Source organism: Nocardia yamanashiensis, from assembly GCF_021183565.1.
GTDB classification, from domain to species: domain Bacteria; phylum Actinomycetota; class Actinomycetes; order Mycobacteriales; family Mycobacteriaceae; genus Nocardia; species Nocardia yamanashiensis.
The window spans coordinates 1,972,019-1,986,320 of sequence record NZ_CP089226.1; the positions used below are offsets into that span (position 1 = coordinate 1,972,019).

The 14,302-nt window shown below is 67.4% G+C and carries 12 protein-coding genes and 1 riboswitch; of the genes, 6 read left to right on the plus strand and 6 right to left on the minus strand.

The features are described 5' to 3' along the window. The first annotated feature begins 164 nt into the window (after nt 1–164). Nucleotides 165–1,694 carry a DHA2 family efflux MFS transporter permease subunit gene (locus tag LTV02_RS09465; protein WP_233039618.1) on the plus strand — a complete coding sequence of 510 codons (1,530 nt, stop codon included), beginning with the start codon at nt 165–167 and terminating at the stop codon, nt 1,692–1,694. Nucleotides 1,695–1,840: 146 nt separating this feature from the next. Further along, nucleotides 1,841–3,190 (plus strand): 2OG-Fe(II) oxygenase, encoded by a 1,350-nt coding sequence (locus LTV02_RS09470; protein WP_233039619.1) that lies wholly within the window; start codon nt 1,841–1,843, stop codon nt 3,188–3,190. Between the two features lie 44 nt (nt 3,191–3,234). Here LTV02_RS09470 and LTV02_RS09475 read toward each other — a convergent pair whose 3' ends face one another. From LTV02_RS09475 to LTV02_RS09505, 6 genes are all read right to left on the minus strand, one after another. Then, a complete protein-coding gene (locus tag LTV02_RS09475) occupies nt 3,235–3,825 on the minus strand; it encodes a DUF4291 domain-containing protein (protein ID WP_233039620.1) in 591 nt (196 codons plus the stop codon). 59 nt (nt 3,826–3,884) lie between these two features. After that, the gene (locus tag LTV02_RS09480) at nt 3,885–5,552 is read right to left on the minus strand and encodes a type IV secretory system conjugative DNA transfer family protein (protein ID WP_269821618.1); all 1,668 of its coding nucleotides are present in this window, start codon (nt 5,550–5,552) and stop codon (nt 3,885–3,887) included. A gap of 282 nt (nt 5,553–5,834) precedes the next feature. Beyond that, nucleotides 5,835–6,404 carry an AAA family ATPase gene (locus tag LTV02_RS09490; RefSeq protein ID WP_233039621.1) on the minus strand — a complete coding sequence of 190 codons (570 nt, stop codon included), beginning with the start codon at nt 6,402–6,404 and terminating at the stop codon, nt 5,835–5,837. A gap of 170 nt (nt 6,405–6,574) precedes the next feature. Continuing rightward, on the minus strand, nt 6,575–7,012 hold the full coding sequence (locus LTV02_RS09495) for a DoxX family protein (protein WP_233039622.1): 438 nt from the start codon (nt 7,010–7,012) through the stop codon (nt 6,575–6,577). Nucleotides 7,013–7,117: 105 nt separating this feature from the next. Then, a complete protein-coding gene (locus LTV02_RS09500; protein ID WP_233039623.1) occupies nt 7,118–8,059 on the minus strand; it encodes a MerR family DNA-binding transcriptional regulator in 942 nt (313 codons plus the stop codon). Between the two features lie 34 nt (nt 8,060–8,093). Continuing rightward, nucleotides 8,094–8,987: a DUF2268 domain-containing protein gene (locus LTV02_RS09505; protein ID WP_233039624.1), complete on the minus strand. Its 894-nt coding sequence runs from the start codon at nt 8,985–8,987 to the stop codon at nt 8,094–8,096. A 114-nt stretch (nt 8,988–9,101) separates the two neighbouring features. After that, nucleotides 9,102–9,280: riboswitch (M-box (ykoK) riboswitch) on the plus strand. Between the two features lie 202 nt (nt 9,281–9,482). Between LTV02_RS09505 and LTV02_RS09510 the strand changes: the two genes are divergently transcribed. The 4 genes from LTV02_RS09510 (at nt 9,483) to LTV02_RS09525 (ending at nt 14,294) form a co-directional block, all read left to right on the plus strand. Then, on the plus strand, nt 9,483–10,190 hold the full coding sequence (locus tag LTV02_RS09510) for an MgtC/SapB family protein (RefSeq protein ID WP_233039625.1): 708 nt from the start codon (nt 9,483–9,485) through the stop codon (nt 10,188–10,190). Next, a complete protein-coding gene (locus LTV02_RS09515) occupies nt 10,187–11,920 on the plus strand; it encodes an ABC transporter permease (RefSeq protein WP_233039626.1) in 1,734 nt (577 codons plus the stop codon). The genes LTV02_RS09510 and LTV02_RS09515 overlap by 4 nt, the downstream gene beginning before the upstream one ends. 17 nt (nt 11,921–11,937) lie before the next feature. After that, complete coding sequence (locus LTV02_RS09520; RefSeq protein ID WP_233039627.1) at nt 11,938–13,263, plus strand: ABC transporter ATP-binding protein; 1,326 nt, start codon at nt 11,938–11,940, stop codon at nt 13,261–13,263. Between the two features lie 131 nt (nt 13,264–13,394). After that, a complete protein-coding gene (locus LTV02_RS09525) occupies nt 13,395–14,294 on the plus strand; it encodes a hypothetical protein (RefSeq protein ID WP_233039629.1) in 900 nt (299 codons plus the stop codon). The last annotated feature ends 8 nt before the right edge of the window (nt 14,295–14,302 follow it).

The following is a 14,302-nucleotide window of genomic DNA, read 5'->3' on the forward strand; positions in this document are numbered from 1 at the left end:
GTTCGCCCAAGGGTTGCTACCGCTCGGTACGATCGGTGGAGTTCGCGTTCGGTCCAACAGCTTCGGCTGGCCGCCGCCCTCTTCGCGAAGGGAGCCCGTATGTGCGCGCGTGTCGCTGACAAAAGGTGCTGGTTACCCGCCCCTCGACCTGGCAGGCTGAAGCGGTGACAACCCCTCCGGATACCCAGGCGGCCGGTGCCGCCGACGACAAACTAGACGCGCGGGTCCTCAAGATCGCGGGCGTGGTCGTGATCGGCGCGATCATGTCCATCCTCGACGTCACCGTCGTGACCGTCGCGATCCCGAAATTCCAGCAGGAATTCGACACCACCTACGCCATCGCCGCCTGGTCCATGACCGGCTACACCCTGGCGCTGGCCACCGTCATCCCGCTCACCGGCTGGGCCGCCGACCGCTTCGGCACCAAACGCCTCTACATGGCGGCGCTGGTGTTCTTCGTGCTCGGCTCGGTGCTGTGCTCGACCGCCTGGAGCATCGAAACCCTGATCGCGTTCCGCGTCATCCAGGGCCTCGGCGGCGGCATGCTGATGCCGCTGGGCATGACGATCATGACCCACGCGGCCGGACCGCAGCGCATCGGCCGCGTCATGGCGGTGCTGGGCGTGCCCATGCTGCTCGGCCCGATCGGCGGCCCCATCCTCGGCGGCTGGCTCATCGACAGCTTCTCCTGGCACTGGATCTTCCTGATCAACCTGCCGATCGGCATCGTGGCGCTGATCCTGGCGTTCGTGATCTTCCCCGCCGACAAGCCCGAACCGTCGGAATCGTTCGACTTCGTCGGCATGCTGCTCGCCTCGCCGGGCCTGGCGCTGTTCCTGTTCGGCGTGTCCTCCATTCCGGAGGCGGGCACCGTGCTCGCGCGCAAGGTGCTGATCCCGGCCATCATCGGCGCGATCCTGTTGGTGGCGTTCGTCTTCCACGCCCTGCGCACCAAGCATCCGCTCATCGACCTGCGATTGTTCAAGAACAAGTCGCTGCGCTACGCCGTGCTCACCATGACCCTGTTCGCCATGGCGTTCTTCGGCTCGGGTCTGCTGCTGCCGTCCTACCTGCAGCAGGTGCGCGGTGAATCCACCCTCGCCGCCGGTCTGCTCATCGCACCCCAGGGTTTGGGCGCCATGCTCACCATGCCCATCGCCGGCCGCCTGGTCGACAAGATCGGGCCCGGCAAGATCGTGCTCACCGGTATCGCCGTGATGTCCCTGGGCATGGCCGTGCTGACCCGCGTCGGCGCCGACACCCCGTACGTGCTGATCTGCGGCGCGCTGTTCGTCACCGGTCTCGGCATGGGCTGCACCATGATGCCCACCATGACCGCCGCCATCCAGACCCTCACCCACGGTCAGGTCGCGCGTGGTTCGACCCTGATGAACATCGTCAACCAGACCGCCGGATCCATCGGCACCGCAACCATTTCCGTGGTGCTGACCAGCCTGCTCAACGATCACGAGCTGGCAGGGGCGGCCATCGCCTCCAACTACGATCCGTCCATCGCCCAGAAGATCCCGCCGCCGCTGCTCGCCGAAGGTTTCGACCAGGCCGCCGCGGCCTTCGGTCACACCTTCATCGTCGCCCTGGTGCTGCTGGTGGCCACCCTCATCCCGGCCTCCTTCCTGCCCCGCACCAAACCGGCCAATCCGGAAGGGGCGGAGAAAGCCGTACTGGCGCACTAGCGTCCCCACCGCGCCTCGCGACATCGCCCGCCTCGGCACCCGAGGCGGGCGATGCCGTTTCCGGCGTCCGAGCCGCGCGGACGGCGCGGATGTCGGTGGGTGCTGAGAGGATGCTCGCGACAGGTTGCCTAGCAGGGGGAAAGTACGTGACGGACAAGACTTTACGGGCGATCGGCGAGCTGCTGGGAACGGTGGCGGGCGCTTTCGCCGCCCGCCGCACCGGACCGGCGGACGATCTGGCGATCGCCGTGGACGGGGTCGGTCCGATCCGGCTGCCGGTGACTTCGGCGCAGGCCCAACGGTTGTGCGAGGTCGCACGGCCGGCGCGCTACGGCCGGCGCGAGCAGACACTGCTGGACGCGACCGTGCGCGATACCTGGCAGATCCCGCGCGATCGGGTGCGGATCGAGGAACAGCGGTGGGATCGGGCGTTGGCGCCGGTGCTGGAATCGCTGCGGGCCGAGCTGGGGTTGCCGCCGGCGTGCGAACTGTCGGCGCGGCTGCATTCGATGCTGGTGTACGCGCCGGGACAATTCTTTGCCCGCCATCAGGATTCGGAGAAGGCCGACGACATGATCGGCACGCTGGTGGTGACCCTTCCGTCGGTGTTCGCCGGCGGGGAACTCGTCATCGAGCAGCACGGGATGAAGGTCACCGACCGCGGATCGGCGCAGGAACTGTCCTTCGTCGCCTTCTACGGCGACTGCGCACACGAAGTGCTGCCGGTCACCGACGGATACCGGATCGCACTGACCTACAACCTGATCGCGCGCGGGCGCACCCGGCCGGACACCGCCGCATTGGTCCGCGAGCCCGCGGTGGCGTCGCTGGCCGAACAGCTGCGCGCGCACTTCACCACGCCGGTGGAATCATCGATGTGGCCGGCCCACCACGGAACCGCGAAACGTCCTCCGCGTCAGCTCGTCTACCCGCTCGATCACCAGTACTCCCAGCAGGGATTCGGCTGGGATCAGCTCAAAGGCGGCGATGCCGCCCGGACCGGGATACTGCTCGCCGCAGCCGATCTCGCGGGCTACGACACCTCGCTGGCACTCACCGAGATCGAGGACATCTACGACGAGGACTACACCACCTCCATGCTCATCTATCGCGAGCGCTGGGAGCGGGTGGAGAACGGCTGGAAATGCGTCGAAAGCGCCGAGGCGGACTTCGACGACGACGGCGAGATGCTCGACCCGATCATCACCGACCCTGCGGGCGTGCCGGTGCGATCCGCGCTGCCCTTGACCCCCGGCTCGGACGAACTCGGTGACCTGCGCTGGTCCACCATGACGATGACGTGGCTGATCGACCGCGCCGGGACCGCCGGCATGCCCGCCACCCGCACCGTCAGCACCGAGGAACTGTGCCCGGGCACATCGAACGCCACCCTCGACCCCTTCGCCTCCCAGCTCGAGGGCTACATGGGCAATGAAGGCAACACCGCCAACTTCTGGTACCGGCGCGCGGCAATCGTCATCCGGCCGCACCCGTAGCCCAGATGCCGATCAGAGCCGAGGGGGGACCGCCGCGCTGCAAATCAGCGTGCCCCAATGCTTTCCGCCAACTCCGCACCGAGCGGATACACCTTCTCGGCCGGAAGCAGGTTCTTGGCCCGATCCACCCGCCCGTCCCGCAGCTGCCCGGAAATCTTGTGCACCAGCGGAGTGAGATCCCGAATCTCCACCGTCCACTCGTTCACGTACTCCTCGATGATGTTGCGCGACAACCCGACCTGAATGCTGCGGTGATCGAGCTTCGCCCCACGGATCGAATACTCCGGATCCCACTGCACATGCACCAGCGCATGCTTGAACGCCGCACGCCACTGCACCGCATCGGCGTACACCCGCCGCTCCGGACTGGTCAGCACGCCCTGCCCGAGCGCCGCCTCCCACCCGGCCCGGGTGATCCGCACCGCGAGAATCCGCTCCTGCCCCGGCTTGCGCGCCCAATTGCTGCGCTGCATGAGCCACCGGAACGACGGCTTGATCCATGTCATCCGATTGATCGAGAACGGTTCGACGAACCGCTGCGCCGCCACCGCCGGTCCTGCGATCGCCTCCCCGAATGCCTGATACACCACGATGGTGTCGCGGTCGAAGTCCGCGCGAATTTCGTACTGATTCATAACGTCCGCAGACTATGACCGCGAAAGTTCGCGCACCACCGGATTTTCGCGCGCGGCCGTCAGAGCGGTCGGACGTCGTCGCTGCCGGACGGTTGCGGGCTCGGTGGTGGGGACGCGTCGCTGCCGGTGACGGGGTTCGGGCTGAGGCGGGGGTTGATCAGGTCGGCCATGGTGGTGGCGCCGCGGCCGGGTGCATGCGTGGTGAGGGAGCGGCGGACCTCCTCGGCATAGGGTGAGTCCCACCAGGGTTCGGTGCGGATCAGGGTCGGGGGTACGCCGGCGGGGAAGAGGACGGCTCGGCCGCGGGGGAGGGCACGCAGGTCTGCGGCGGTGAGTTCTTCGGTGCCCATGGTGTCGGCGCGATCGCGCAGGAAGGCGGCGTCGTCGATACCGGGGCCGAGAACTTTGAGGGTCGCGGCCGACCACAGCTCGTTCATGCCGCGCGGGCCCCAGCAGCGGATGCCCTGGGCCCAGGATTGCAGCAGGACCACGGTGGTGATGCCGTGAGCGCCGAAGCGGCCGCAGCGTTGCGGGAAGTCGTTCCAGCGCAGGGTATCTGCGGCATCGTCCAAGACCGCGACCACCGGGGTGTGCAGGCGGGAGCCGGGGGAGGCGAGAGCGCGCGACATCGCCACTTCGAGAACGGCTTCGGTGAGAGCGCCGACGAGCGGGGCGGCCGAGCCGTGGCCTTGGGTGGCGACGCAATAGAGGGTGCCGAGGCGGTCGAGGAAATCGGATTCGTCCAAGCGGATGCGGTTGCCGCCAGGGGTGATCCACGGGTGCATATCGGTGTATTGCAGGCAGCGCACCATCACCTTGGCGGTGCCGAAAATGCCGCTGCGCGTGCGTTCGTCGGTGTTGTAGATCGCGGCGATACCGGCCGCGGCGAAATTGCGACCATGCACCCGCAACAGCTCGACCGGTTCACTGTCCATCGGATTGGCGATCCAATCCCAGACCTGCACGATCGGACGGGAATCGAGGGAAGCAGCCAAGAACAGCCCCGCCAGCAACTCCTCGCCCTCGATGTCGAAATAATCGCGCGCCTCATTGCGCAGCTCACCATGAGCGAAATGCCCGGCAAGGTGCGCGGCACGTTTACGATCACCGGCCACCCACGCCAAAGGATCCCAATACCACGTGGGTTCGTCACCGAGCCGGCCTTCAGGATCGAACACCCGCACCGCACTGCCCTTGGCCTCACGAACCGCACGAGTGGCATCGACAAGCCGACGGTCAGCGGTAGTAGCGATGACCGGCCCCGGGGCATGCAACACCGCAGGAACAGCCCGAGCCGACGACTTCCCTTGCCGCGGACCCCAAATATCGAGATACAAATCCTCGAACGACCCGACCAACCGCCGCCCGTCGCCAACCGCCACCCCGAGCGGCAACCCCACCGGATCATCACGCCCCACCCGCACCCCCGCCACCCGAGCCCGCTCCCGCACCCCCTCCTCGGTCAAAAACCGCGACACCCCACCGGTCCCCAACGCATCAGCCTTCTCATCAATAGGCAACCGCCCCCGCCCCCGCCACCAATGCACCACCACCCACACCACAACCACCACCACCAAAGCCCCACCCACCACCCCGACCCGAACCGGATCGCGAGTCCAATCAGCTTGCCCGGCAGCAATTTCAGTGATCATGCCCATCGGATGCACCGCTACATCCTCGCGCACGCCCACCCACCCCGGCAGCGGAACAGGGGCGGACAACCCCATGCCACCACCTCCGTCCGGCGATCACCCAGTCCCGCAAGACATTCGATGCCGACCAGTCCGGCATCACCCCAACCGACCCCGCACACCGAACGCCGGAATCTGCCGGTGCCGCGCGTCATGCTGGCGCGCGTGGGGTACGAAGCGGTGCGAAGGCATTCGCGCAGGGGAAAGCTCGGCGGAAGCTATGTGCGCGGACACGGCCGCTTCACCGACCGCCACTTACAGCCGTGCGCCCCGTTCCAGGCTTCATGCTGAAGAATGCGGCACGAACCCGGCGCGCATTCAGATGAGCCAGTCGTTCGCGCCCGCGCGCTTGCCAGATGCCATCCACCCGGTGGCGCGCACTACCTCCCGTGCGATGTCCACGACACCGCGTTCGTCGGTCGCCACCCGCACTGTGCCCGCGGGTGCCTGCTGTTCCAACAGCCGTGCCTTACGGGCACTGCCGTCCAATTCTTGCGCCAGACCCGAGCCCAGCTCCCGGCGTCTGAGCCGCTCACCGGCTGTGGTGTCGTTGGCCGTGAGCAGGACTCGTACGATCCGCACATCCGCTCCCATCGCGCGCTCGAACATAGCGGTCGCCTCGGGCAGCACGCTCACCGTATTCATGTAGATCAGCCGGCGATAGCCGCGCTGCGCGAAGTTGGCCCACACCGCGGTCAGATTGCACGCGGTGATCTCCGCACGGAGCGGATCCCCCGCCGGAGCCGGATGCACCTGCCCTAGGTAATCACCATCGATGATCGCGTGCGACACCGCCGCATCCCGCAGCAACGCCGAGACTTCCCACCCCACAGTCGTCTTGCCGACCCCGGCCCGACCTCCGATGAGCAGCACCTCGGCACGATCCACAATCAAGAAGCATGCCAGCTGTAACTCGCTGCGCGCGAACGGGTTTTGATCGATCCACAGCAGAATTTCGCCGGATCGATCGCCGCCAACCCGACAGGCGATCGATCCGGCGCGCCGCGACCGGCGATCGGTGGGCAGGCCACCGATCGCCGGTCGGGAGTATGGAATTGTCAGCGCGAGAAGGTGTTTCGCAGGTCGGTGAGGCCGGCGCGGCGCTCGTAGGCAATCCAGGCGAAGATGGCGGCCAGGGCCAGGGGGAAGATCGCCGTGCCGGGCTGGTTGGCGATGAAGGCCTGGGTGGCGGCGGCGAGGACGGTGAGGACCGACAGGCCGGCGGCGGCCAGGGCAGTCAGGCGGGGGACCATCAGGCCGATGCCGCCGGCGACCTCGCAGATGCCGATGAAGATGAGCAGGCCGAAGGAGATGGTGAGGTTCTCGGGGGCGTTGTCCATCAGGGTGTGCGGAATGACGAGCTTCGGCCCACCGGAGGCGATGATGAAGAACAGGCCGAGCACGATCTGCAGCGTCCACAGGACACGATTGCGGATCTTGCCGGGGCGGTAGGTGAAGTCGGTGGCGTAAGCGGCGGAGGCGTTGGCGGTGGTCATTGTCGGTCCTTCAGGTCGGTCGCGCCGGGTTGGTAGCGCGTTCAACAGGTAGGACGGAGCGCCGTGCCGGGATTCATCGGTGCGGAACCAAGATTTTCGGCGGACTTACGAGAGGGGATGGGCGCGCAGCCAATCCAGCACCTCGGCGGCGTGACGATCGGGCGGGAAGATCGGATAGAAGACCCGCTCGATGCCGCCGTCACGCACGATCATCGTCAATCGCAGATACAGGTGCAGGCCGTCGGCGGTGAAGGTCGGCAGGCGCAGCGCAGTCGCCAGACTCAGGTCCGGATCCGACAACATCGCGAAGGGCAGGCGCAGACGTTCGGTCACTTCACGCTGATAGTCGGGGTGCTGGCTGGATAGTCCGAACACCCGGTCCGCGCCCGCCGCGAGCAGCTCGGAGTGGTGATCGCGGAAACCGCATGCTTGCGCTGTGCAGCCGCGAGCGCCCGGGATGTCGTGCCAGCCCGCCGGGAGATCGGTATCGGGTCGGCCGGTCAGCGGGTACAGGTACAGCACGGTGCGACCCGGGCCGAGCGCGGACAGTTCGATCGCAGCGCCATCGGTCGCGGTCAAAGTGAGCGAGGGAAGCCGCTGACCGGTCAAATGTGTTGCGGCACCGTCGTTCACCGGCACCCGTGGATCGGGCGATAGCGTGCACAGTGCGGGTCCGGCCGGGGCAGCGGGCGTGCCCCGGTACGCGGCCTCGCGCAACCGGCGGGTCAGGACGTCGCGGCGGGCGCTGAGCATTTCGATCTGGGTGGTCAGATCCTCGATGGCCCTGCGGTATTCGGCGAGGGAGGCAGGGCAGTCGTCGCTGTTGGTGCTGCCGTCGGCGAGGCAGTCGAGGAAGGGGCGGGTGTCCTCGACCGGGATGCCGAGGCGGTTGAGGCCGCGGATTTCCTGGACTGCGCGGACCGCGTGATCGTCGTAGTCGCGGTAGCCGTTGGCGCGGCGGGCCGGAGATACCAGGCCGAGGGACTCGTATCTGCGGATCGCTTTGGGGCTGGCGCCGGTGAGGGCCGCGAGTTCGCCGATCTTCATGGGTCGACGGTAAACCTTGCCCTCAGGGGCAGGGTCAAGGTCGGGGCAGGTGCGGGAGGGCGGTGGCGATGATTTCGGCGCTGTCGGCGCGCAATGCCTGTGCGGCGGTGCGGCCGGTCACCGCGAGATAGGTGTCTACCAGTCGGTTTCCTACCGCGTAGCCCGCGCCGGTCGGCAGACCCACCGGCTGGATGCCGTAGCGGCGGGCGGTGTCGTCGCCGTGGACCCACGCGGTGAAATTCGCCATGCCGGTCACGGCCAGTCCCGAAATCACCTTCGCGAACACGGCATCGTCATGCAGATGCGGCACACCGATTCGGGTGTAACCGATTTCGTCGCCGTAGAGCTGCCGGGCGAACGCGTCGGCCATCCCTTCCGACACCACATGCTCACCGACGGTGACGGTCGCCGGATCCCACACCACCCCGCCGGGACCGTAGCGCAGATTATGGGCCAGCTCGTGCACGGCGGTCGCCTCGAGCCGCGCCAGATTCTCCGGGAACGGCCACAGCGTGATCACGAGGAAACCCGAAATACCGCCGTTCCCGGTCACTCCGAGCACCGGTCCAATGAAATGCGCGTCACCGGGGTCACCCAGCACGAACAGCACGGTGATATCGGGAACCTCCAGCCCGGGCGTCGCGGCCAGCTGCACGGCGAGCGCGTCGTCCAGAGCACGCCGCAGCCGCTGCCAAGCCCCGCCCGCGTCCAGAACATCCAGCGCCTCCAGACACCGCCGTTCGTCACGGTCGATCGGGAACCCCGAACCCATCGCGTGCATGGCCACCAGATCCACCTCACCCGGGAAATAGCGGTACATCCCGCTCATCGGTTCCAGCATCGCCTGCAACAGCGCGGCGCGATCGGCCTTGGGCGCGAGCAGGATTCGCCGCATCGTCACATCGGTATCGAGCACGGTGATCGTCATGTCATCCGACGCTAAACCTTTCCGCAGCGGCAAGGTCAAACCGATTGCCCGGCAGTAACCCACCCCACATCGGGGTTGCGGTATCCGCCCCGGAGGTGTTTACTCGTCGACGCAAGGTGCCGTCGTTAGCTGAGGCTCCTTCACGGATACAGGCCGGCGATCCCGAACGTCGAGAGACGCCCCGGATCAGGACAGGTCTCCCCGGATTAAGGGGACACCCCGACCGGCTACCCACCCCGACATGGGTGAGTTCACGCCGTGGAGTGCTGAAGGTCTTACGAGGAGTGGTACTCGACCTGGCGATTCCCCGCCGATCCCGCTCCCTTGGCGTTCATTGCGCACGCGTGGAGCGGAGGTGGTTGTGATGCCCGACGGATCAGACAAAGTTCCGTTAGCCAATCGTTCACTCGGCGACACTCCCGCAATCCGCTGCACGCTGCCACCATCCCGGTAGCGTGCGATTTCGAGTGCGCCGACCTCTATCGGGAGGGCGTCATGACCACCTTGGAAATGCTGCTCCGGCTCGGCGCCGGCGTCGGACTCGGCGCGGTGATCGGGTTCGAGCGGCAGTATCGGGCTCGCATGGCCGGACTGCGCACCAACGCGCTGGTCGCGGCCGGAGCCACCCTGTTCGTACTACTGTCGGCACACGGCTTCAGCGGCACCGACGCTGACCCGACACGTGTTGCGGCACAGATCGTTTCGGGCATCGGATTCCTGGGCGCGGGTGTCATCCTGCGCGACGGGTTCAATATCCGCGGCCTCAACACCGCCGCCACGCTGTGGTGCGCGGCCGCCGTCGGCTCCCTCGCCGGCGCGGGCATGTTCACCACCGCGGCCGCCGGGGCGTTGGTCGTGGTCGTGGTCAACACCGCGCTGCGCACCGCAGCCCGCGCCGTCGACCGTCCCATCGACGACGGCACCGCGATCGAAGCGCTGTACGCGTTCACCGCCGACACCGACGACGCGCACGAAGCGCACGTGCGCGCCCTGCTCGTACAGTCGCTGACCCGCACCGACTTCCGGCTCGTATCCATCTCGAGCCACGACACCGACAACGGCCGCGTACAGGTGCGCGCCGAACTGACCGGCCTGCGCCGCGACGACCGCCAGATGGAGGCAGCGGTCAGCCGGTTGAGCCTGGAACCCTCGGTGACCAGCGTGGGCTGGCGCACCGTGCCGCAGCCGGAGGTGCAGGCATGACCACCACGACCTTTCCGTCCCGGGGCGTGCTCGAGCGCCCCCGCTCCCGCTGGGCCGATGTGGCGGTGTTCCTCGGCGCGGCCGTCCTGATCTGGCTGGTGGTGCGGGTATCGGCGGGCATGAACGTGCCCTTCCACGACACCGACGCCACCGCAACCATTTCCACCGATCCCGCCGAACTGCCCTACTATGCGGCGCGCTCGCTGCTGCGCATGTTCCTCGCGCTCGGGGCCTCGATCCTGTTCACCTTCGTCTTCGCCACCGCCGCGGCCCGGCTGCCGCGCGCGGAGAAGGTGATGCTGCCCGCGCTCGACATCCTGCAATCGGTGCCGGTGCTCGGCTTCCTGTCGGTCACCGTCGCCGGGTTCATCGCCCTGTTCCCGGGCTCCTCGCTCGGGCTCGAGGCGGCGTCCATCTTCGCCATCTTCACCTCGCAGGCCTGGAACATGGCGTTCGCGTTCCATCACAGCCTGGTGTCGCAGCCGCGCGAACTCGACGAAGCCGCCCGGAACCTGAGATTGTCACGCTGGCAACGATTCTGGCGGATGGATGTGCCCAGCGGCATGTTCCCGCTGGTGTGGAACGCCATGATGAGCTTCGGCGGCGGCTGGTTCTTCCTGACCGCGTCGGAGGCGATCAGCGTCAACAATCGCGAATACATGCTGCCCGGCATCGGGTCGTATGTGGCGGTGGCGGCCGGGGACGGGGCGTCCGGCAAGGTCGGGCTGGCCATTCTCGCCATGATCGTGATGGTGATCGGGTTGAACATCCTGTTCTGGCGGCCGATCACGGTGTGGGCCGAACGGTTCCGGGTCGAGGACACCGAAGCCGCCGACAGCCCGCGCAGCCTGGTGCTGGATCTGTTGCGGCGCAGTCACATTCCCGGCCTGCTCGGGCGGGTGTTCGGGCCGCTGGTGTATCCGGTCGATCGGTTCATGAGCGTGTTCGGGCTCGCCGAGCATCCGCTGTACGTGCCGCGGGCGCGGCGGCGGGCCGGGGATGTGGCGTTCACGGTGATCGTCGGGGCGGCGCTGGTGGTGGGCTGCTACTACATGCTGCACTACATCGATTCCACCGTCGGGTTCGGGGAGATCGGGCACGCGGCCGGGCTCGGGGGCATCACGATGCTGCGGGTGATCGTCGTGCTGATCTTCGCGACCCTGGTGTGGGTGCCGGTCGGCGTGTGGATCGGGTTGAACCCCAAGGTATCTCGGCTCGCACAGCCCGTGGTGCAGGTGCTGGCCAGCTTTCCGGCCAACTTCCTGTTCCCGCTCGTGGGCGCGATCCTGGTGGCCACCAACTCCAGCCTGCAATGGGCCGGCATCATCCTGATGGCGCTCGGCGCGCAGTGGTACATCCTGTTCAACGTGATCGCCGGCGCCTCCGCGGTGCCCAACGATCTGCGTGAAGCCGCCGCCAACCTGCGCCTGCCGCGAAACCTGTGGTGGCGCAAGCTGATCCTGCCCGCCGTGTTCCCCAGCTATGTCACCGGCGCCATCACCGCGGCCGGCGGCGCCTGGAACGCCTCCATCGTCGCCGAGATCGTCACCTTCGGCTCCACCACGCTGACGGCCACCGGCCTGGGCGCCTATATCGCCGATGCCACCGGCGGCGGGGACAGCCCGCGCATCCTGGTCGGCGTGCTCGTCATGAGCGCCTATGTCGTCGGCCTCAACCGTCTCTTCTGGCGCCGCCTGTACGCCCTCGCGCAGCGCCGCTACTCGCTCTGAGAACAGGGAGAATTCACATGACCTCCACCTTCACCCCCGGCGAAGTCCTCATCGACATCGACGACGTCGGCATGTCCTTCACCGGTGCGGCCGGGGAGCGCCTGCAGGTGCTCGATCACGTCGATCTGCAATTGCGCGACGGCGAGATCGTGGCGCTGCTGGGGCGGTCCGGGTCCGGCAAGTCCACGCTGCTGCGCGCCATCGCCGGGCTGCTCGCACCCACCACCGGGCAGGTGCGGTATCGGGGACGCAAGCTCACCGGGGCCAATCCCGGTGCGGCGCTGGTGTTCCAGTCCTTCGCGCTGATGCCGTGGCTGACCGTGCAGGACAATGTCGAGCTGGGCCTGGCCGCGCGCGGCATCGCTCCCGAGGCGCGCCGGCGCCGGGCGCTGGAAGCCATCGACCGGATCGGGCTCGACGGCTTCGAATCCGCCTACCCCAAGGAGCTTTCCGGCGGAATGCGCCAGCGCGTCGGGTTCGCCCGCGCCCTCGTCCTCGAGCCCGACCTGCTGCTCATGGACGAACCGTTCTCCGCCCTGGACGTCCTGACCGCCGAGAACCTGCGCACCGAACTGGTGAACCTGTGGTCCACCAAGGACTTTCCCACCAAATGCGTCTGCATCGTCACCCACAACATCGAGGAAGCCGTCCAGCTCGCCGACCGCGTGGTGGTCCTGGGCGCCAACCCCGGCCACATCATCGCCGAAGTGGTGATCGACCAGCCCCGCCCCCGCAACCGCCGCGCCCCCGGCTTCCAGGTCCTGGTAGACCAGATCTACGGCCTGCTCACCGGCCGCGACTCCGAAACCGCCGCCGTCACACCCGATTCCGGCACCCCCTTCACCATCCCCCTGCCCGCGGCCTCGGTGGGCGGCATCGCCGGCCTCCTGGAACTAGTCTGGGGCAGCGACGGCCGCGCCGACCTCCCCGTGATCGCCGACGAACTCAACTTCGAACTCGACGACCTGCTACCCCTCGTCGATGCCGCCGCCCTCCTGGGCTTCCTCACCGTCGACTCCGGCGACGTCATCCTCACCAATGTCGGCGCCCGCTTCGTCCATGCCGACATCCAAGCCTCCAAACAACTCTTCGCCGCCCAAGCCCGCCGCCGCGCCCCCCTGGTCCGCACCATCTGCAGCGCCCTCATCGGCAGCCCCGACGAATCCGCCCGCGCCGACTTCGTCCTGGACCTGCTCGAGCGCGGCTTCTCCGACGAAGACGCCAGAAAACAACTCGACATCGCCATCGACTGGGGCCGCTACGGCGAACTCTACGACTACGACACCGACTCCGGCCGCATCACCGCCGACCCCACCGCCGACCTCCGCCCCGACCCCGCCTGAGTGTCGTTGTCAGCTGCGCGGTGGCCGATCCGAGGTCGCCGCGCAGCACATAACACGCCCGAGAACGGAGAATTCGGGCAGGTCCGGATGGCTCGGGAACGCATGTTCGAATCGATAGCTACGTTTTTCTCGTGCCGTCCATCCGTCACGAGATTCCATTGCAGCTCCTGCGTAACCGGCCCCAAGTCGCGCCCCAGATCGCCCGAACGGTCGGTTTGTCCATCCCCGACCTCCCTTGCTGGCGGCCCGGTCCCGAGACGGTAACTCTGCTCTCCCCAGGTGAACTACACCTCGACCTCGTACTGGTCGGCACGAACGTGGACAAGCCCGAGTATGCGATCATCCACGAGGTCCAGAACTCCTGCGGCCCACCAGAACTCGACCGCATCGCATTGAGCTGGCCCGCCTACGTCACCCACGTCCGCCAACGACTCGGTTGCCCGGTCGTCCTGCTGGCGTTCTGCCCCGAAGAGGCCACCGCCCGCAAGATCGCGTCCCCCGTCGAGACCGGCCACCCCGAGTTCGTATTCCACCCGCGCACCTACTGGCCCGGAATGCTGCCGGCCATCACGACCGTCGCGGAGGCAGACCGCTGGCCTGAACTTGCCCTCCTGTCAGCCCCCGGACACCTGAGCGACCCCGAACGCCACAACGTCCTGACCATGGTCCTCGAAGCAATGCAGCACCTCGAGCCTGACCTGCGCGTCCACTACCATGACTACATCAGCAAATGCATACCCGCCCGGTATCGGAAGGAGTGGGAGGAGCTCGTGGCTATGGCAATCGAGAACTACCACTGGGAAAGCGATTTCGCGCACGAACACCAGGCCATCGGCAGGGCCGAAGGCCGAGCTGAGACATTGGCGGCAACCGTCCTGCGGATTCTCGATCGGCGGGGGCTGACGGTCGACGACACTGTCCGTGCGCGAGTCACTGCTTGTTCGGACGTCGATCAACTCAACGGCTGGTTGGATGCGGCTCTCGTCGTGGACTCCGCTGATCTGATCTTCGATCTCGATCGGCGGCCGTAGGCTGGAGG